General features: G+C 58.2%; 21 protein-coding genes. 17 read left to right on the top strand and 4 right to left on the bottom strand.

Features of this window, described 5'->3' with window-relative positions; translation table 11 throughout:
* Positions 1–182: 182 nt before the first annotated feature.
* Positions 183–1,052, bottom strand: coding sequence for a tRNA pseudouridine(55) synthase TruB (truB, locus tag Pan181_RS17385; RefSeq protein ID WP_145248576.1), 870 nt, complete (start codon positions 1,050–1,052; stop codon positions 183–185).
* A gap of 60 nt (positions 1,053–1,112) precedes the next feature.
* On the opposite strand from truB, the gene rsmG reads away from it, so the two are divergent.
* Both rsmG and Pan181_RS17395 read left to right on the top strand, forming a co-directional pair.
* Positions 1,113–1,781: a 16S rRNA (guanine(527)-N(7))-methyltransferase RsmG gene (rsmG, locus tag Pan181_RS17390; protein WP_197528454.1), complete on the top strand. Its 669-nt coding sequence runs from the start codon at positions 1,113–1,115 to the stop codon at positions 1,779–1,781.
* 140 nt (positions 1,782–1,921) lie between these two features.
* The gene (locus Pan181_RS17395; protein ID WP_145248580.1) at positions 1,922–2,272 is read left to right on the top strand and encodes a DUF3467 domain-containing protein; all 351 of its coding nucleotides are present in this window, start codon (positions 1,922–1,924) and stop codon (positions 2,270–2,272) included.
* A 102-nt stretch (positions 2,273–2,374) separates the two neighbouring features.
* Here Pan181_RS17395 and Pan181_RS17400 read toward each other — a convergent pair whose 3' ends face one another.
* Positions 2,375–2,716 (bottom strand): tetratricopeptide repeat protein, encoded by a 342-nt coding sequence (locus Pan181_RS17400; RefSeq protein WP_145248583.1) that lies wholly within the window; start codon positions 2,714–2,716, stop codon positions 2,375–2,377.
* A 319-nt stretch (positions 2,717–3,035) separates the two neighbouring features.
* On the opposite strand from Pan181_RS17400, the gene lpxA reads away from it, so the two are divergent.
* The 4 genes from lpxA (at position 3,036) to Pan181_RS17420 (ending at position 6,522) form a co-directional block, all read left to right on the top strand.
* On the top strand, positions 3,036–3,896 hold the full coding sequence (lpxA, locus tag Pan181_RS17405; RefSeq protein ID WP_197528455.1) for an acyl-ACP--UDP-N-acetylglucosamine O-acyltransferase: 861 nt from the start codon (positions 3,036–3,038) through the stop codon (positions 3,894–3,896).
* Positions 3,897–4,245: 349 nt separating this feature from the next.
* Positions 4,246–4,734, top strand: coding sequence for a cyclic pyranopterin monophosphate synthase MoaC (gene moaC / locus Pan181_RS17410; RefSeq protein ID WP_145248587.1), 489 nt, complete (start codon positions 4,246–4,248; stop codon positions 4,732–4,734).
* A gap of 82 nt (positions 4,735–4,816) precedes the next feature.
* Positions 4,817–5,779, top strand: coding sequence for a polyprenyl synthetase family protein (locus tag Pan181_RS17415; RefSeq protein WP_197528456.1), 963 nt, complete (start codon positions 4,817–4,819; stop codon positions 5,777–5,779).
* A gap of 119 nt (positions 5,780–5,898) precedes the next feature.
* Positions 5,899–6,522, top strand: coding sequence for a hypothetical protein (locus Pan181_RS17420; RefSeq protein ID WP_145248591.1), 624 nt, complete (start codon positions 5,899–5,901; stop codon positions 6,520–6,522).
* Between the two features lie 4 nt (positions 6,523–6,526).
* Here Pan181_RS17420 and miaA read toward each other — a convergent pair whose 3' ends face one another.
* A complete protein-coding gene (gene miaA / locus Pan181_RS17425; protein WP_197528457.1) occupies positions 6,527–7,468 on the bottom strand; it encodes a tRNA (adenosine(37)-N6)-dimethylallyltransferase MiaA in 942 nt (313 codons plus the stop codon).
* 164 nt (positions 7,469–7,632) lie between these two features.
* Between miaA and hisE the strand changes: the two genes are divergently transcribed.
* From hisE to Pan181_RS17480, 11 genes are all read left to right on the top strand, one after another.
* A complete protein-coding gene (gene hisE, locus Pan181_RS17430) occupies positions 7,633–7,962 on the top strand; it encodes a phosphoribosyl-ATP diphosphatase (protein WP_145248595.1) in 330 nt (109 codons plus the stop codon).
* Positions 7,963–8,004: 42 nt separating this feature from the next.
* Positions 8,005–8,526 (top strand): 3'-5' exonuclease, encoded by a 522-nt coding sequence (locus tag Pan181_RS17435; protein ID WP_145248597.1) that lies wholly within the window; start codon positions 8,005–8,007, stop codon positions 8,524–8,526.
* 55 nt (positions 8,527–8,581) lie between these two features.
* Entirely contained in the window at positions 8,582–9,433 is an 852-nt protein-coding gene (gene hisG / locus Pan181_RS17440; protein WP_145248599.1) for an ATP phosphoribosyltransferase, read from the top strand.
* Positions 9,434–9,513: 80 nt separating this feature from the next.
* Positions 9,514–9,777 (top strand): hypothetical protein, encoded by a 264-nt coding sequence (locus Pan181_RS17445; RefSeq protein ID WP_145248601.1) that lies wholly within the window; start codon positions 9,514–9,516, stop codon positions 9,775–9,777.
* A 110-nt stretch (positions 9,778–9,887) separates the two neighbouring features.
* Positions 9,888–10,754 carry an Lnb N-terminal periplasmic domain-containing protein gene (locus Pan181_RS17450; RefSeq protein ID WP_145248603.1) on the top strand — a complete coding sequence of 289 codons (867 nt, stop codon included), beginning with the start codon at positions 9,888–9,890 and terminating at the stop codon, positions 10,752–10,754.
* A 96-nt stretch (positions 10,755–10,850) separates the two neighbouring features.
* Complete coding sequence (locus Pan181_RS17455; RefSeq protein WP_197528458.1) at positions 10,851–11,324, top strand: flavin reductase family protein; 474 nt, start codon at positions 10,851–10,853, stop codon at positions 11,322–11,324.
* A 7-nt stretch (positions 11,325–11,331) separates the two neighbouring features.
* Complete coding sequence (gene lhgO / locus Pan181_RS17460) at positions 11,332–12,528, top strand: L-2-hydroxyglutarate oxidase (protein ID WP_145248607.1); 1,197 nt, start codon at positions 11,332–11,334, stop codon at positions 12,526–12,528.
* A gap of 149 nt (positions 12,529–12,677) precedes the next feature.
* Positions 12,678–13,214 (top strand): pilus assembly FimT family protein, encoded by a 537-nt coding sequence (locus tag Pan181_RS17465; RefSeq protein WP_145248609.1) that lies wholly within the window; start codon positions 12,678–12,680, stop codon positions 13,212–13,214.
* A gap of 43 nt (positions 13,215–13,257) precedes the next feature.
* Complete coding sequence (locus Pan181_RS17470) at positions 13,258–14,976, top strand: PilW family protein (RefSeq protein ID WP_145248611.1); 1,719 nt, start codon at positions 13,258–13,260, stop codon at positions 14,974–14,976.
* A complete protein-coding gene (locus tag Pan181_RS17475; protein WP_145248613.1) occupies positions 14,976–15,614 on the top strand; it encodes a type IV pilus modification PilV family protein in 639 nt (212 codons plus the stop codon). The genes Pan181_RS17470 and Pan181_RS17475 overlap by 1 nt, the downstream gene beginning before the upstream one ends.
* A gap of 9 nt (positions 15,615–15,623) precedes the next feature.
* Positions 15,624–16,922 carry a hypothetical protein gene (locus tag Pan181_RS17480; protein WP_145248615.1) on the top strand — a complete coding sequence of 433 codons (1,299 nt, stop codon included), beginning with the start codon at positions 15,624–15,626 and terminating at the stop codon, positions 16,920–16,922.
* Positions 16,923–17,943: 1,021 nt separating this feature from the next.
* Here Pan181_RS17480 and Pan181_RS17485 read toward each other — a convergent pair.
* Positions 17,944–19,071: a glycoside hydrolase family 76 protein gene (locus Pan181_RS17485; protein ID WP_197528459.1), complete on the bottom strand. Its 1,128-nt coding sequence runs from the start codon at positions 19,069–19,071 to the stop codon at positions 17,944–17,946.
* Positions 19,072–19,178 lie beyond the last annotated feature (107 nt).

The raw sequence follows: 19,178 nt of genomic DNA on the forward strand, positions 1-19,178 counted from the left end.
CGCAACAATATCCAGTCATCGAGATTCATCGTCCATCCGTGAGGTTCGCACCCAAGATTCCAACCGTCGGCGCTACTCACTTCGTGGTCAGTGCGACACACATAACGTGCGTAGCAAGTACAACAGCGCCAGCTAGCGCACCGCTGAGCGAAGAATCGGTGCAACCGATACAACCGGTCAGATTACCGTTTCGGTTTGAACACCATGCGGGGACCGAGGGCCCCGTTGCCGCGCGGAACGAGCAAAGCGACCAATTGCCCATTCGGGTCGATCGCTGCCCATTCCGGGTGCTCGGAACCATCGCGGTGGATCGACCGCCCGTGATGGATGGTTTCCACGTCAGCAGGTGTCAATTCGATACGAGGCAGCTTGGCGACCGCCCCGACGGCCGACTGCAGAAATGGCTCGGGACCTTGCTCCTTTATCTCATCCGGCGTGCAGGATTCGGCCACTTGGAACTCACCGATAGCGGTTCGCTCGAGCGCACTCATCACCGCCCCGGTTCCCAGCGCCTCGGCCAGGTCGCGGCCGAGCGAACGGATGTAGGTTCCGCTGCCGCATTCGATATCGAGCACCAGTTCGGGGTGCTCATAACGCACGACGCGAACCGAGTAGATCGTCACTGGTCGAGGGGCCAAATCGACTGCTTTGCCTTCGCGGGCGAGGTCGTAGGCCTTGCGACCTTTGATCTTGATGGCCGAGTAGGCAGGTGGTCGCTGCAAGATGTCGCCGGTGAACTCGGGCAGCTTGGCCTCGATGTCGGCCAGCTCGGGAACCGCGGCATTAGGCACCGGAGTCAGCTCTAGCTCGGTATCGTCGCTGGGGCTCGTGACTCCCATTCGAAACGTGCCGACATAGCGTTTAGGCATCTGCTGCAGGTGATCGATGAGCCGGGTAGCCGGCCCCACGCAAACCAGCAGCACCCCGGTGGCCAAAGGGTCGAGCGTGCCGGCGTGACCTGCCTTGGCCGGTCGTACAAGCCGCTGCACGCGGTTTACCACGTCGCGCGAGGTCCAGCCGGCCGGCTTGTTTACGTTGATAATGCCAAACATGGGTGTCTAAGGGGCGGTGGTCCGTTGTCAGTTCTCGAGTGAACATAGACAATGTGCCTTATGAACGAAACTCCCAACCCTATTGAAGTCCCCGAATTCGAGTCGCTGGCCGCTGCGGTCGAGTGGCTCGGGCTCGACATTTCCGAAGATCAACTCGCCCAGCTCGATGCGTATCGTCAGCTGCTGTGGGATTGGAATGAAAAAATCAATCTGACCCGGCATACGACGTTCGCCAAGTTCGCCGCCCGCGACTTGCTCGATACGGTCGAACTGGCCAAGCACCTGGAGCAAGGCGAGCGAGTGCTCGACGTCGGTTCCGGCGGCGGTGTGCCTGGCATTCCGCTGGCAATCTTACGCCCTGACCTCACGGTGTCGCTTTGCGATTCGGTTGGCAAGAAGTCGCGGGTGCTAGAAGACCTGGTAGCAAACCTGGCGTTGCCGATCACGGTTTATCCCGCCCGCGCCGAAGAGGTGCTGGAAGTCACCACACAAGGTGCACTCGTCGCCCGTGGCGTGGCGTCGCTCAAGAAAATGCTCACCTGGCTGGCTCCGCATTGGGATGCGTTCGACCGGCTGGTCCTGATAAAAGGGAAAGCTTGGGTAGAAGAACGGGGTGAGGCGAGACATTACGGCGTGATGAAAGGCCTGCAGCTTCGCCGGCTTGCCAGCTACGAGAGTCCCCTACTTGGTGAGAGTGTGATTCTGAGCATTACTCCGGCGGAAAACTAGGAAGAAACCGGGGAGTTCCGTGGGCGCTGGACGCGATTCCATCCCATGACTTAGACTTGAGTTCTGGTGCGGTAGGAGCTGGATTCGTAAGCTCCACCAAAACCACTAATTTTGTCCACTCTTCCCAGGGGAACAGCACAATGGCCGAAACGCCCGAAAAACCTGCTTCTGAAACCACTCCACCCGCCGAAGGCGCTGCTCAGCAACGGGCCCGCGTGGAAGTAACCGATAAGGACGCCATCTGCAGCTATGCGAACTTCTGCCGCGTAACCGGAACACCTGAAGAGTTGATTCTGGACTTCGGCCTGAACTCGCAGCCTTACGGGGTGCCTAGCGAGCCAGTGGAAGTGAAGCAGCGAATCGTCACCAACTACTACACTGCCAAGCGGATGCTGCAAGCATTGCACATGTCGGTACAACGGCACGAGCAAGCTTTCGGCGTGCTGGAAACCGACGTGCAAAAGCGCGTGGTTACCAAGTCGCAAGGCTAATCGCGAACCACTTATCGCGAAACGCCCAAGCCGGCCGTTGGCCTTCGGTTATACCGTTGCTTCCGCAGCGAACCGAAGGCCGATGGCCGTTTGCTTTTCTCACTAGCCTTGCTGCATCTGCAGAATCCGGCTGCGTTCCATGGCTTCTTCGGCCATGGGGATGTACTTCATTTCGCCGGTACCCGCGTACGCCCGCTGGTAGGTTACGCTCATGGCCGCGAAGCTGAACGGGTCGTTCGGTTCCAGCTCGCAGTTGCGTTGGGCGTGCGAGATGGCCTCGTCGTGCTTACCGAGTTTCTGGTACACCACCGCCAAGGCAGCGTGGGCCAACGAATAGTCTGGCTTAGCCTCGATGGCCGCTTGCAGTTTGGTGATAGCTTCTTCGAGCTTGCCTTCGGCTTTCAGCTTTTCGGCTTCGTTATAGAGTTCGATCGGAGTGGACATAATGCAATCGGAATAAAGTTGGAGGGGCAGACAACTTTGGCTCAAGGCCGGTGACCTTCCCGTTCATGCTAGCAGGACGAAGGCCAGTGAACTACCCGGCCGCCAGGTACCACATCTGGACGAATGGGCAAAATCGTTACGTTCCGTTAAGGGGGCATGATCGGCGCGGCCGATAACGATCCCATGATGGCCCCCGCCTCGGGGACCTTTGGCCATGGGGCGATTCCCGCAAACTCGCCGGCCATCGGCTACCACCAAATCAGGCCACCCGCGCGCGACCGCCGTTGCCGATGTGGCCCCTGCTAATGAGGGACCCGCAGTGATAATCCACCCCCTTGCCGAAGTAAGCCCCCGTGCCAAACTAGGCGTCGATGTCGAAATCGGGCCCTTCGCCGTGGTGGAGGACGACGTCGAGATCGGCGACCGTTGCCAGATTGCCGCCCGCGCTTCCGTGAAGAGCGGCACCACCATGGGTTGCGAAAACCTGATCGGCGAAGGCGCCATCGTGGGCGGTTTGCCGCAACACCTCCACCAACCCGAGAATCCCGGCCGCCTGATGATCGGCGACCGCAACATGATTCGCGAGAACGTCACGCTTCACCGGGCGTTCATTCCCGACCAAGCCACGATTATCGGTAACGATTGCCTGCTGATGGTTGGCTCGCACATCGCCCACGACTGCATCATTGGCAACAACGTGGTGCTCACCAACAATGCCCTGCTCGGCGGCCACGTCACGGTGGGCGATCGTGCCTACCTGGGTGGCGGAGCCGCGGTGCACCAGTTCTGCCACATCGGACGAGTCGCCATGATCGGCGGCCTTGCTCGACTCGACCAGGACGTGCTGCCCTATATGATGGTCGATGGCGAATCGAATCGCGTGGTGGGACTCAACCGCGTGGGTCTGCGTCGGGCCGGAGCAACGCCTCACGAGCGGACCCAGATCAAAGAAGCCTACAATCTGATTTACCGCAGTGGCTTCCACTTCGAGCAGCTGATCGAAGCCCTTGAAGAGCAATACGACGCCGGGCCAGCCGCCGAGTTTGCCCCATTCCTGCGAACCGGCACCCGCGGCTACATTCGCGAGCGTCGCGATCCTCCGAAGTCGTTCCGCCTGGTTCGCGAAGATCCGGCAGCCGACTCCAAGCTGATCGTCGAACCCGTAAAACAAGCGGGTTGAACCCTGGATACGCCATCGTCGGGAGCTGGAAGTCACGTTCTAGCTCCCGAACTGCTTTGGCCTCCGACAGTTCCGGCGGTACTCCAAGTCCGAGCGTCCGGTACTCCGCGCAGCGGGATGCTACCTCTCGGCAGGTTGCTAAGGCAGAGTCGTATCCACTCAACACAATTGGCTTGAGCGTGCGGCATGCGATCGCATCGGCTCAGGCGTTCGGATTCCGTTGCGTGACTTACTCAGGCATCTCGGCAGTCGGGCGGTTTGATGCCGGAAATCGGTTGGCACTTTGCCGGCTTGTTTTGCTAGAATACCGCGAAAACGCCCGCTAAACCCGCCATTCGACCGATCGCCCGTGGACGAACTTCCCCATTTCAACGCCGACGGCGGCAGCCACATGGTAGACGTCAGCGGTAAGCCTGTGACGCATCGGCAAGCCGTGGCTTCGGCCCGGGTGGTAATGCAAGCGTCGACCCTGCAGCTAATTCAGCAAGGTCAGGCCGAAAAGGGCAATGTGCTCGAAGTGGCCCGCCTGGCGGGAATCATGGCGGCCAAACGTACTGGTGACCTTATTCCGCTGTGTCACCCATTGCCAATTAGCAGCGTAAACATAGAGTTATTTGGAGAAGCACCCGATACGCTGGTGATTCGTTCGCAAGTTGGCACCGAAGGCAAGACGGGGGTCGAAATGGAAGCCCTCGTAGCCGCCAGTACCGCTGCCCTCACGGTGTACGACATGGTAAAATCGGCGGACCGCGGTGTTGTGATCGAGCGCGTGCAACTCGAACACAAGTCGGGCGGAAAGACTGGCGTATGGAATCGTGAAGGACAGGTCGATCGGTAATGGCCCGGCCTCCAACGCCACTTAAGTAGGGCGCACAGGACCCAGAATGACACGAGTCGGAACCACAAGCGAAACGAATCGAATGGCCGGAAGCGACCTTTTCGCAGTGGTCCGCGACGAACTCAGCACCGTCGAAACTCGCCTGCAGTCGGAACTGCAGAGCGACCATGGGCGCGTCGACGAAGTGGTTCGCCATGGGTATCGCCTCGGCGGCAAACGGCTCCGCCCTGCCCTGCTACTGCTGGCTGGCAAAGCCGTCGGCCCGCTGAACGACGCCCACGAAACGCTGGCCGTGGTGGTGGAGATGATCCACACCGCAACGCTGGTTCACGACGACATCCTTGATGAAGCCGACCTCCGGCGGCATGTCGATACCATCAACGCCCGCTGGGGCAACGAAACCAGCGTGCTGCTTGGCGACTTCCTGTTCTCGCATGCGTTCTACCTGGCGGCCACTATCGGCTCGGCCGACGCCTGCCAGCTCATTGGCAAGAGCACCAATCGCGTCTGCGAAGGCGAGATGCAGCAAACGCTCGCCGAAGGCGATCTGGAAATCGGCGTGGAAGACTATTTCTCGATCATCGACGCCAAGACGGCCGAGCTCTGCTCGTGCTGCTGCCACCTAGGCGCGTTGTACGCCGATGCCGACAAGGCAACCATCGAGGCCCTGGCCTCCTACGGGCGGAACCTCGGTATCGCTTTCCAGATTGCCGACGACTTGCTCGACCTGTGTGGCAACGAATCGACTACCGGAAAGTCGCTAGGACGCGATCTGGCGAAACGCAAGATGACGCTTCCGCTGATTCACGCTCGCGACTCCCGGGTCGATGGCCCACGACAAGCGTTCCTCGCGTTGGTCGATGACAAAACCGACCAGCAAGAGTTGATCGCCGCCCTGGCGGAGTCGGGGTCGATCGATTTCGCCCGCGATACGGCCGAGCAATACGCCTCGCAGGCACTATCGGACATCAAGAACCTGGAACCTTCGGCCGCCAAAACGTCGCTCGAAACCCTCGCTACCTTCGTGGTAAGTCGCCAGCGGTAATATTGCGACAGGACCTTGGTTCGCATGGATCAGGCTTTTCTTGTCGTCGAATTCTGCGCATGATAAGCGTAAGGTGAAGCGCTGGTCTTCGCCCATCCCAAGCATAGGGACACTGACGCATGAGCGATTTCGATCAAGGCCTGGGAACGGATAATCCGTTTGCCTCTCCCCTAAGCGACCTGGCCCCTCCCCTGCCTCAAGACCCTCACCTGGCAGATGCAGAGAGGATTCGGCAAGAGCATATTTCGCACGAAGCATCGATCAAATCGATGGGTTTCTTGTTTATTCTTGGTGGGGGCTTAGGTGTTATTTACACGGCCTTCATGATGTTCGGACTGGTGGTGATGTTTGCGATGGGGCCCGACCAAAACGTTCCTGGTAGTGTACTCCTCGTGATTCCGCTGCTTATCCTCTTTCTTGGTGGGTTGAGTGGATTTCAACTTTGGACTGGTCTAGGACTTCGCAAACTTAACCCAAAAGTTCAATTGCCAGCTACCGTGCTCGCAGCGTTCGGGCTGCCAGCGTTGCCGATCGGCACCCTGATCAGCATCTACTTCTTATGGTTGCTGCAATCGCAGAAGGGCAAGTACATATTCTCGCCCGAGTATCAAGAGATTGTTCGCCTGACTCCGCACATCAAGTACCGCACTTCGATCATCGTCTGGATCTTCGTCGGATTACTCGTGATCGTGCTGGCGATGGGCGTACTGGCCGCGGTGATCATCCCGATCGTCGAAGGCTAACCGACTAAGCATCGAACTGAGCGAGAATCTGCTCGGCAACGCTTGCCGGAGTGGAGTCGTCGACAAGCTCGATCCACCGGCATTCGCTGAGACCGCGAAACCAGGTGCCCTGACGTTTTGCGAAGCGGCGCGTCCGCGTTTTGATCTTCTCGATCATCGTCGGCTCGTCGCATTCGCCAGCGAGATACTCGAGCACCTCCTGGTAACCCACCGCCTGGCTGGCGGTGCGTCCCAGTTGCTTGCCATCGGCGGTGAGCTGCTTCACTTCGTCCACCAGTCCGGCGGCCAGCATCTGATCCACCCGATCTTCGATGCGACGATGCTGCTCCTCGCGTTCGCGGTGCAACACAAACACTCGGCACTCCTCGGCCGGGCGAGCGTCTTCGAACTCCAGCTGCTGGTGGCTGATTGGTTCGCCAGTCGAACGGAACACCTCAAGCGCCCGCACGATCCGGCGGGTATCGTTGGGATGAATCACCTCGGCGGCCAGGGGATCGACCGCGACGAGTCGCTTGTGCAGCTCGCCGGGAGCGAGTTCGGCGGCCTCGCGCTCGATTTGTTCGCGCAGCTGCCAGTCGGCCGGAGGCCCTTCGAAGAATCCCCGCATCAGGCACTTGAGCCACATCGGCGTTCCGCCGACGAACAACGCCTCGCGGCCCCGGCTACGGATGTCGCGAACCACCTGCTCGGCCGCATCCAAATACTGGGCAACACTGTACTCGTCGGCCGGGTCGCACACGTCGATCAGATGGTGCGGGACGACCTGCTGCTCTTCGCGACTCGGCTTGGCGGTGCCGATGTCCATGCCGCGGTAAATGGCCATGGAATCGAGCGACACGATCTCGGCCCCCAACCGCTGAGCCAAGTCGAGGCCGACGCGAGTCTTGCCGACCGCCGTGGCACCGGTGAGAAACCAACATTCATCAAGGAAAAAACTGTGCGACACGGGAAATCGAGGGTTCATTGTCAGGTACTGGAGCGCTATGTAGACTGTTAGGATAAACCTTTAGCAGCCCTTCCGCCACGCGTCACGTGAGTTTCGCTTGCGGCGAACCCTCTCTCGCCCTGCGAGCTGAGGCTAGCTTCCCCCTAGTCCCCCGGCAGTTTGCGATGTCCCGTCCCCTCGACCAACTCGAAGCCACGATTGCCGCCCGAAAAGCCGCCGGCGACGGAGAGTCGTCGTACACGGCCAAATTGCTGGTCGCAGGCGTGGAGAAAATAGGGTCCAAAATCACCGAAGAAGCCGCCGAAGTGGTAGAAGCCGCTGGCGAGCCCGGAGAAGAGGGCCGGCAACATACCATCGCCGAAGCGGGCGACGTGCTCTACCACCTGATGGTTTTGCTGGCCGCCCGCGACATTGCCCTCAGCGAAGTCGAACAGGAACTCGCCCGACGATTTGGCATGTCGGGGCTGGAAGAAAAGGCCTCGCGAGGTAAGTAACTCCCCTCGAACCATGCGAACCAACCTCCGGCTGAGATTTCGATGAGTTACTTCATGGTGGACGTGGAAGCGGATGGTCCCATTCCGGGAGACTACTCGCTCGTTTCGTTCGGCGCAGTACTCGTGAACCAGCGGCTGGACACCACGTTTTACGGGCGCTGCAAACCGATTTCCGAAAAATGGATTCCAGCCGCCCTCGAGGTTAGCGGACACACCCGCGAGCAGACCGAAGCGTTCGACGATCCTCAAACCGTGTTTCAACAATTCGGCGAATGGATTACCCAGCACAGCAACGGTCGCCCATTTTTTGTATCCGACAACAATGGCTTTGATTGGCAGTTTATCAACTGGTACTTTCATCACTTCCTTGGCAACAATCCGTTTGGTCACAGTTCGACGAATCTAGGGTCGCTCTATAAGGGACTTGAGAAAGACGCGTTTGTGAATTTCAAACACCTGAGACAAACCACCCACACCCACCATCCCGTCGACGACGCGAAAGGCAATGCCGAAGCATTGCTGCACATGAAGCAATCGATGGGCCTGAAAATAAGCCTGAAGTAAGAACACCGCACATCAAGCAGCGTCACCAGCACGCTCTCCATCGCAGAAAGAGAACATGAGCAATCTACGTATCGGGATTCCCAGCAAAGGTCGCCTGGCCGACGCGTCGGCTGAGTTGTTGAAGGAAGCAGGCCTACGTTTTCGCCGTCAGGACCGCAGCTTGTTTGCCAAAGTGAAGGAAATGCCAATCGACATTTGCTTCCTGCGGACCGACGACATCCCAGTGCTGTGCGCCGAGGGAGCCATCGATCTCGGCATCACCGGCGGCGACCTGATTATTGAGGCCGAGGTGGAAGTGGAACACCGCCTGGCGCTTGGCTTGGGAGGTTGCCGCCTGGCGATTTGCGTGCCGGACGATTCGTCTTACCAGACGGCCAAGGATCTCAATGGCACCCGCATTGCTACCAGTTTCCCGAATGTCACCAGGCAGTTTCTCGCCTCGCATGGGGCCGACTGCCATACCGTGAAGCTGACCGGTTCGGTGGAAGTGATGATCGCCCTCGGGGTAGCCGATGGCATTGTCGATCTGGTGGAAACCGGTAGCACGCTGGCAGCGAATCGTTTGCGGGTGCTCGACACCATCGGCAGCTACGAAACGGAGCTGATTCAGAACAAATCGGTCGGCGATACGGAGTTGGCCGACCGGATCGTCCGCCGGATCGAAGGGGTGGTGATCGCCCGCAGTTACTCGCTGCTGGAATACAACGTCGCCGAAGACAACCTGGCGAAGGTCGAAGCCCTCACACCTGGCTATAGTTCGCCTACGGTCAACAAGCTGGAACGAGCGGGGTGGTTCGCCGTGCGTGCGATGGTGCCTCGCAAAGAGGTGATCGACATTATGGAGAAGCTGGAAGCCGCGGGGGCCGAAGCGATCCTCGAGACCACAATCCAGAACTGCCGTCTGTGATTTGGCCTTGCTGCCAGAGAGCGATGCCATTAGCCTGCTGACCGTCGTTGCTTGCTCACGACAGCTTGGAGGCTTTTCCCATGCGGTATCAAGAACGGATTCTGAAGGTACTCGGCGTGCTACTGATAGCAGCCATTACTTTGCGTCCCTTTCTCGCTGGCAGTTCGCAAGCGTTGGTGCTTGGGCTACTGATGTGTCTGGCGGCGACGCTGTTGCTCTACGGAAGCTTGCTCGCGTCGAGCTGGGTCGTCTACCGATACTACTCCGCCGGTACCCCCAAGGTGCTAGCGTTCAACTCTCCCCGCGAAAACTCAGCGGACCAACATCACCGCCGCGCCGCGTAGCCGGTGCGGGGGATGGCATTGCCAGGAATGCGACGATTTCCTATCTTCCGCCGACTTATCCGTGGGGGGAATCGCCATTCGACTAGTAGCATAGCCGCAATACCGTCTCGATGCCCTCAGCTTCACCACCTTTCGCCGAACGTCTTCGCGCACTGATTGCGTTTGCAAGTGCGTCGCTTGCTCTCAGCATGGTGGGAGGATGCAAATCGGCGGAGAAGATGGTCGCCCCTTCGCAGTATCGCAACTGGCAACCCCAGTACTCGCTTCTGCCGACCGCCGAGTTCCACGGCTCGCAGGTCACCATTCGCAACGTGCGGTACTGCAAGTACCTGGATGGTGATACTTACGTCCCGAACTGGTACGACAAGAAAATCGACGTCCGTAACATTCGAGCGGTCGACTTTGTGTTGATGCCGTTCCCCGATGTCCCAGCGCTGGCCCACACCCAGGTGAGTTTCGAGATTGCTCCCCCTGGCGAGACTCCGCAGTACCTGGTAGTGAGTGCCGAGGTTCGCAAGGAAGTCGGAGAGGAGTACGGCCCGATCAAAGGCAGCGCCAGGCAGTTCGAACTCGCCTACGTGGTTGCCGACGAACGGGACAGCCTGTTGTCGCAAACCAACTACCGCGACCGCGACGTGTATCTCTATCGCTCCACGGCCACTGCCGAGCAGGCGCAGCGCATGTTTGTCGACATGATGGCGCGAGTCAACGGCCTGGCCACTCGGCCGGAGTTCTACGATACGCTTACCAACAACTGCACCACGAATATTGTGGATCACATCAATCGCGTCCAGCCGCAACGCTTGACGTACGACTATCGTGTGCTGCTTCCCGGCTTGTCCGACAAGCTGGCCTACGATCAGGGGCTCATCGAGCGTCATGGCACGTTCGAGCAGACCAAGTCGCAGGCCTATCTGAACCCTCGCACGGCACTCTACGACGGCAAAACCGATTTCTCGACCTTCATCCGGCGTTGAAAATCTGGGGGGTCTGTGTAAGACTTGTAGTCTAAACAGATGCCGTTTGCGGCTAGTCCGGCCCTTCGATTCTTTCCCGCTGGAAGTGTGAATCCCATGTCAGATACCGATCTGCTTTCGCCGTTAGGCCGCGTACCGAGTGGCATTTTCATCCTGACCGTTGGCACCGGCGAGCGGGCCACCGGCATGCTCGCCAGCTGGGTGATGCAGGCGGGCTTCGAGCCGCCGATGGTATCGGTCGCTGTGAAGCAGGGTCGCTACGTTTGCGACTGGCTTTCGGAAGGCCAACCGTTTGTGTTGAATCTGGTCGGCGACGGACAAACCGATTTCCTGAAGCATTTTGGCAAAGGCTTCGAGCCCGGCGTGCCCGCGTTCGAAGGCGTTGCGACCGCTGCTTGCCGCACAGGTGTCCCGATGCTCTCCCAGGCACTCGGCCATCTGGAATGCGAACCAGCCGGGCATCTCGACTCCGGAGATCATCGCATCTTCCTTGCCCGTGTCGTGCGGGGTGGAATGACTGGCGAAGGTCAGCCGATGGTGCATATCCGCAAAAGCGGGGCGAACTACTGAGTAGCCCATGACCGAGCGGAATATCATTATCGTCGGCGGCGGCATCGTCGGCCTGGCTACCGCCCTGCGACTCACCGAGCGGTTTCCCCAGCTGTCGGTGACGGTTCTGGAAAAGGAATCCGAGATCGCGCAGCATCAAACCGGGCATAACTCGGGCGTGTTGCACTCCGGCATTTACTACAAACCAGGTTCGCTGAAAGCGACCAACTGCCGCGCCGGCAAGCTGGCCATGGAAGCGTTCTGCGCGGAACACGAAATCGCGTTCGACATCTGCGGCAAGGTGATTGTGGCCGTCGACGAGAGCGACCTTCCGGCGCTTCAGAACATCTACGAACGCGGGCAGGCCAACGGGGTTCGTTGCGAGATGATCGGCACCGAGCGCCTGGCGGAACTCGAACCGCACGTTCAAGGCGTGAAAGCCATTCACGTGCCCGAAGCTGGCATCGTCGACTACGTGCAGGTTTGCCAGCGGATGGCCGAACAAATCAAGCTCGCAGGCGGCAACGTCGTGACTTCGGCCGAGGTAACTTCGGTCTCCAAGTCGGGCGATCAGCTTGTGTTCGGAACCAAGGCTGGCGAATTCACGGCCGACTTTGCAGTCAACTGCGCGGGGCTTTACTGCGACCGCGTCGCAGCCATCGCCGGGGCGGTTCCCTCGGTAAAGATCATTCCCTTCCGTGGGGAGTACTTTGAGCTGAAGCCCGAAGCCCACGGGTTGGTAAACAACCTGATCTACCCCACGCCTGATCCAGCCTTCCCGTTTCTTGGGGTGCATTTCACCCGCATGATCGGCGGCGGTGTCGAGTGCGGACCGAACGCGGTGCTGGCGTTCGGACGCGAAGCCTACACCCGCTGGCAGATGAATCCAAAGGAGCTGGCCGAAACCTTGTCGTTCGGTGGATTCCGCCGCCTGGCCAGCAAGTTCTGGAAAACCGGCATGGGCGAAATGTGGCGCAGCTTCAGCAAACAGGCCTTTGTTTCCGCGCTGCAACACCTGGTGCCAGAGATTCGCAGCGAGCACCTGGTGGCCGCCCCCGCGGGCATTCGGGCACAGGCGGTTCGCAAGGATGGCCAACTGGTGGACGACTTTTTGGTAGAGGAAACCGAACATTTTCTGCACGTGCTCAACGCCCCTTCGCCTGCGGCAACTGCGTCGCTGAACATTGGCAATCTGCTCGTCGACCGATTGGCCGATCGCTTGTAGTGGTTGTGTCAATTCTCACGACTTTCTCTTTCTAAGGTTTCGTGTGGCGAAAGTCACAATCTGGCGCTATTTCCGCCTGAAACGTAAGCTTGCTCAGTTATCCAATCCCCCAACGGACACCGTCGAACGATGGAGCCCGTCGAGCAAGCATGCACTGTCACTCCCGCTACGCGCCGCCCCGACTGCGAACCTTCGGTTATTCACTAATCGAGTTGGTCACCACGCTATTGGTGCTTGGTATCTTGGCAGGGGTCGCTGCGCCGAAGTACTACCATTCGCTTTCGATCGCTAATTGCGATGCTGCCGCTCGACGGATTGCCGCGGATATCAATCTGGTTCGCGCCCGCGGCATGATGATCGGCCGCCAAGGCGGCGAGACCATCACGTTCTACCCCGAGCTGCATCGGTACCAGGCGGTCTCCGATCCGGATCTCGATCGCGAAGACGAAGAATACTGGGTCGACCTGACCAGCACGCCCTATCCGGTAAAGATCGCTTCGGTCGCGTTTACCAACACGCTTGGCAACTCCACGCAAGGCTCGCTCCGCTTCGACATCTACGGAAACGCCTGGTGCGGCGACAGTGCAGTCGCCCCGCTCGCGTCTGGGCAGATCGTGGTTCAATCCGGAGTCCACCAAAAGTCGGTCGTCATCGACCCCGTCACCGGCAAAGCCTACGTCCCCTGATAACTGCAAACCACCTCCTTTCAAGTTCAAAATAACGAGTAACATGTTTCGCCGTCGTCCTGCTCATACACTCATGGAACTGGTAGTTGCGACTACCTCGGCTACGCTATTGCTGGCCGGTATGGGTTCGTCGGTGTACGTCGCTTCGCAGTCACTTGATCTGGCACAGGACGGCTCGGTTACCAATAGCCAAGCAACGCTGGCCCTCGATCAAATGGTTCGAGACCTGGAACATGCGCAGCGATTCAGCGAACGCACCGATAAGGCAATTACATTTACCGTACCCGACCGCGACAGTGACAGGTTTGATGAAGTGATTCGCTACGCCTGGAGCGGAACCCCTGGTGATCCACTTACCTATGAACTCAATCACGCCAGCGGCGGTATGTTGATCGAGTCGGTAGAGAATCTCGACTTCACCTATCTCACGCGTACCATCTCTGCACGCGAAATCAACTTGAGTGAAGACAGTCCCAAACTGCTCTATGTGGTGCAAGACTCCTCCAGTCCCAGTAGCAATGAATCCTCCTACAAATCGGCATTCGGCGACTGGGGTTATCGTGTCGAGTTGATTTCGCAGGGAGCTTCGAGCACGACATATGCCACAGCACTCGAAGATGCAGCAGTCGTGTTCGTATCGGGCGAGGTGTCCAACGGTAGTTACGTAGGTTGGATGCTTGCCAACCATGGTGGAGGGGTGGTTTCTGCATGCGAGTACACCGCCAGCACGCTCGGCATTACCGACGCGGGATACTTTCCTTTCAGTACGACCATTCGGATGGATGATACGACCCATCCGATCACCGAGTCCTTTAGTTCCGGCAACATAGCGATTGTCACCAGTAGCCTCCAAATTTTCGCACTCGCTTCGCCGATTGCTCCTGGAGCAGAGCTCCCCGCTTCGGCACTTTACTCTGGTTCCTATTACCCTTGTTTTCCGATCATCGAAGTCGGCAGTCAACTTACTACTGGCCAGAGCGCTGTTGGCCGCCGCATCCAACTGCCCTGTTCTGATTCGAGAATGCGACTTACCGACCTTACCTCCGAAGGCCTTGTGATGTGGCAAAAGTCGGTCGCCTGGGCTGCCGAGCTGGGCGACCCGAACACCCCCCGCGTACGATTCCGTGGTTACGGCGACTCGCTGGCCGAGACGGATGCGACCAGTCTCAACCTGCCGGTACCCACTGGCCATGCGACCGGAGATCTGCTGATTGCCGTGGTGGCGACCGACGGGCAGACCAGCTTCCAGAACGTCAACGGGTGGACCGTGCTCGTGAGCCAGTCCAATGACACTGCTCAATGTACACTCGGTATTTGGTATCGTATTGCCTCGTCCACGGAGCCGGCGACTTATTCCTTTCAATGGGATCAAAGCGAGCAGGCCTATGGTTGGATGATGCGATTCGACGGGCACGACGCGGTGGCTCCCATCCACGCCATGACCACCACTAGCGGCACCTCGACCTCTCCGACATCCCCTTCGCTCGCTACGAATGAAGAGAACTGCATGGTGGTGCGAATCGTCGGACTCAACAGCAATGCGATTAACACTACGGCTCCTGGCGTTTCTGGTCATAGTTCGATCAACATGAGTAGCAGCAGTAGTTCCCTGGATTCATCGTCGGGCGGGTCGGCCTATCAGTACTTGAGCCAAGCAGGCTCGGTCGACACCGCTTCGTTTGCCTTGCAGTCCGGCGCATCGGCAACGGAGTTCGTCTCCGCAAGCCTGGCAATCATGCCCGCGGAACAGGAGGAAGAGTAATGAGTGCTCCCTTCACACACCGCGCGGGTACAAGCCTGGCCGAAGTGGTCATCGCCACGCTGCTGGTCGGCGTGCTCTTGATAGCTGCCCTGGAAAGTGCAGGCAGCGCCGCCTTGGGCACCAGAAATCGGGCTAGCAACGTGAAAAGCACGCTGCTGGCACAGGAACTCTTGGCCGAGGTGATGTCCATGCCTTACCAGGATCCCGATCCGCGAGCGAATATTACCTTCGGTCTCGAAGCCGACGAGCTCTCGGGGCCCAGCGAACGAGCCAACTTCGACGACATCGACGACTACGACGGCTGGAGTGAATCGCCTCCCACGACTCGAGCGGGCATTCCACTCGATGGGTACTCTGGCTGGCAGCGTTCCGTGGTCGTCGTCAAACACATGTACTCTCATCCTGCGACAACTCTCGCCGATGGTGAACTCGACGATGGGCTGCGCAGCATTACCGTCAACGTGGAAGATCCAACCGGCAATGTCACTTCGCTTACTGCCTTTCGTACCGAACAAGGCGCTCTCGAACAGCCTACAGGACTCGACCGCACCATCATCTCCAACGTGACGATTGCGATTACTTCCAATGGTCAGACCGTGCGTTCGGGTGCTAACATCATGAATCACTGCACCGATTAGCGTTGCTTTATGCTCATACCGACTTCCAAATCTCTGAAAACAGGTCGCCCTGGCACGGTGTACATCGCCGTGCTTGGTGTTACGCTCACCGTGGCTGTGCTGGCTTCGGTAGCGGTTTCGATAGTTCGCATCGAACGACGCGTCGACGCCTCGCACGATGCGATGCGCACCAGTCATTGGCTTGCTCGCACGGCTAGTGAAAGTGCTATTATTCATGTCACTCAGGATCCACAATGGCGTACCTCGCTCGAAAGTGGGGATGAATCGACTCACTTGGAGCTCGATGGCGGCACCTATTTCTGGCGTGTGATCGACCCCGATGGCGATTTCGACGACGACCTCCGCGACTGCATTTGGATCGAAGGCATCGGGCAGGTCGGCGAAGCCCTCTCGGTCGAGAAAGTCAGGCTCATGCCGACCGGCACTCCGCTCAGTTGTCTGGAAGTTGCCATGCTGGTCGATGACTCCTTTGGTCTTTCCAGCGGGAGTTACTGGGTTCATACGATCATTCGCACCAATCAAACCGTCGCTTCGAACGATGATGTCGCGGTCGGAACCGGAAGTCGCGAGATTGACGGGGATGCCGAGGCAGCCGATTACGCTTCGGGAAATGTGACCGGCACAAAGACCTCCCGTGTCGCACAACGCGAACTCCCCAACGACGACTATCTTACCTACTACCAATCAGCGGGAACTTGGATTCCCTTGGACAGCCTTGAATCAGATGGCATCAACTACGAGATGAACGACAAGGTGTTGAGTCCTAATGCAAATCCCTACGGCGTACCAAACCCCGAAGGCATCTACCTCATTGACTGTCAGGGAAAGAATGTTGAAATCAACTACTGTCGCATCGTCGGCACGCTAGTGTTGATCAACCCGGGTTCGCAATCGGCCATCCCAGTGAGTTCTTCGTTGGAACCTGCTGTTCCGAACTATCCTGCATTGCTAGTGGATGGTGATTTTGCGTTAGCAGTTTCCGATTACTGGTATTCTGGCCTTTACGAGGATTACAGAAGAATCAATTACAACCCGCCGGGCACCCCCTACATGGGTGTCGACGACTACGACTACAACGACTACTATCCTGCTGGAATCTTTGGACTCGTTTACGTATCGGGCGATCTTCACGTCACGGGCAATACACTCATTTCGGGTGGTTTGATCTGCGGAGATTTCAGCATTTCTTCTAGCAAGACGCTCGAAGTGAACTACGACTCGGTCTATTGGGATAATCCCCCTCCAGGTTTCGCCAAAGACGATCCCATGCAGGTAATCCCTGCCAGCTGGCAACGCGGCACCTATTAGACGCTGCAAGCAGTGGCAACTTGTGGATCCGACCGATCCGGCTTCCCAGCGTTGCGGTCGTAGGCAAACGTCGGCTCGGTGATTCTCCTCCTACGGGGACTCCCCCCGACCTGCCAGATCCTCCAGCATCACGGCACGGCGAAACAAAACGGCGAAATAGATTCCCATCGCTCACGAATAGATTCCCAATTTTCCCACCGATGGGAAAATTGAATCTGCACGCACTCTGCAAAACCAGTGGTTTTCGGCTGCGAATAGATTCCCATTTCCCAAAACGCATCGAGTGGGAATCTATTTTCGCAGTGCCGGGCGGTCGCAAGTCGTTAAACTGTATGCATTTACATCACCACCTCCGCAATAGTTGCCCAAAATAGATTCCCATGGGTGGGTAACTATTTTGGGGAGGATTCAGGATTCGGGGGTCAGGGAGTTGGGATTTATGATTTCTGAATGATGATTTCTGATTGCGGGATGCGGAATGGGGAATGTCATGCTGAGGGAAGCTTCCAGCGCCCCGAAGCATCTAGCCTACCGCTTACAGCCTAGAGCCTAGAGCCTAGAGCCAATAAAGCTTCCAGCGGCTGAAAAATCTCAGATAGTCATTTCGAACGCGTCACCAACGAGTGACTCGTAGGATGCGGTCCAGGAGCTTCCAGCGACGCAGCCCCATCACCTGCATTACCAACACGCGCAGCAGCAAACGCCCACGCCGGCAATCATTCGCCTGCGCGTCGCTATAAGGCTGCCATTCAAACAAGCATCACATCTCGCAAACCTCCTTTCACTAAAAAGCCAACAGCCGATAGCGGATAGCCGACAGCCACCGATACCTGTCCATTAGAACACCACGGGTGGCCATTTTCCAGCGAAAAGTGGAGAGATTCCAACCCGTCCGTGGAAGAACAGCACCACCGTATTCCGAGCGGTTAACCGACTGCAGCGCGCAGCCGACTCCAAGGGCAATTCTGAAGGGGTTCGCAAGCTACGGTAGCGACGAACCGAGCGATTGCGATGCTCGCACTTAGTTGGCCATCGCCCGGGCGACCGCCTGGAAGACTCGGGAGACGCTCGCCTGATCGATCATCGCGGCCTTGCCCGAGCGGCGTCGCTGTGAGTCGCCCCAATTGCCTGGGTAAAAGCCTCGTTCGTCGCGCAATTCTTCATGCACGTAGCCGACGGTCTTGCGACAGGTATCGAGCCATTGCTGCTCGCCAGTCGTTGCGTAGACCTCCAAGAAGGCATCCACTAACAAATGGGCAAACCGGCCCGCATCGTTCATCGCGCCGGTCTCCTCATTGTACCATTTGGCCTTGGCCGCTTTGGCAATGCGTTCGGCTTCCTGCTTGTACTTCTCCTCGCCAGTAATCCGGTAGAGGCCGCAGTTCGCACGAATCATGAGCGCCGAATTGTAAGAGTACTTGCGGCGATCGACTTCTCCACGCATGTTGATGTTATCCCAGAACAAACCATCCTCATCTTGAAGATGCTCACAGGTCCAGGCGTAGAGTCGCTTGGCCGTCTCCAGATAGGCGGTCTCTTCCGTTAACTCGTAGAGCCGAATCGCTCCCACCATCGCCGGCGCATTGGTACAAGTGTTTTTGGACAACAGTTCCTTCTCGCGCCAGTAGATACCACCGCCGAGGCGGTCGTCTTCGCCGCTGATCACGAAATTGAACGTCGCTTTCGCCTGCTTCAGATAGCTGGCATCCTGCGTCACTTCGTAACCTTCGACAAGCCCCAACACGATCCAGGCGTTATCGTCGTAATAGCGATCGGCCGAACCAGCGTGTGGCGACACATCGTATCCGCCGATTCGCAGATGCTCGTGCCAGTAGTGATGGAGCGCCTTGACGTAGCCATCCAGTTGCCCGCGGTACTTCTCTGGCTGATTGCTGGTAGCGGCTGCCAGAGCGGAGAGCTGCACCCCTGCTCCCCACATGAATACCGGTTTACCACGAGGAGTGCTCCGCCAAGTGCTTACGTCTTCAAGGTACCAGTAGTCTTGCTCCACACGAAAAGCAGCTTCGACCGCGGCCATCGACTCATCCCCCCACTCCAGCACCGTGGCTTGCGATGGCAACTCAGCAACTGCTGCCGAGTGAGGGAGTACGAATACAATGGCTACTAACGGGAGTAGAATGCAGGGCATCCGGTGGAACATACAGGCTCGCATTTCATCTATCATGGCTCACGATCTCCGCACGCCTTCCTACGAAGGTGCGATCAAGCCATTATAGAGCCGCGACAGCCTAGTTA

Origin of the sequence: Aeoliella mucimassa (genome assembly GCF_007748035.1) — a bacterium.
In the GTDB taxonomy this organism is placed as follows: domain Bacteria; phylum Planctomycetota; class Planctomycetia; order Pirellulales; family Lacipirellulaceae; genus Aeoliella; species Aeoliella mucimassa.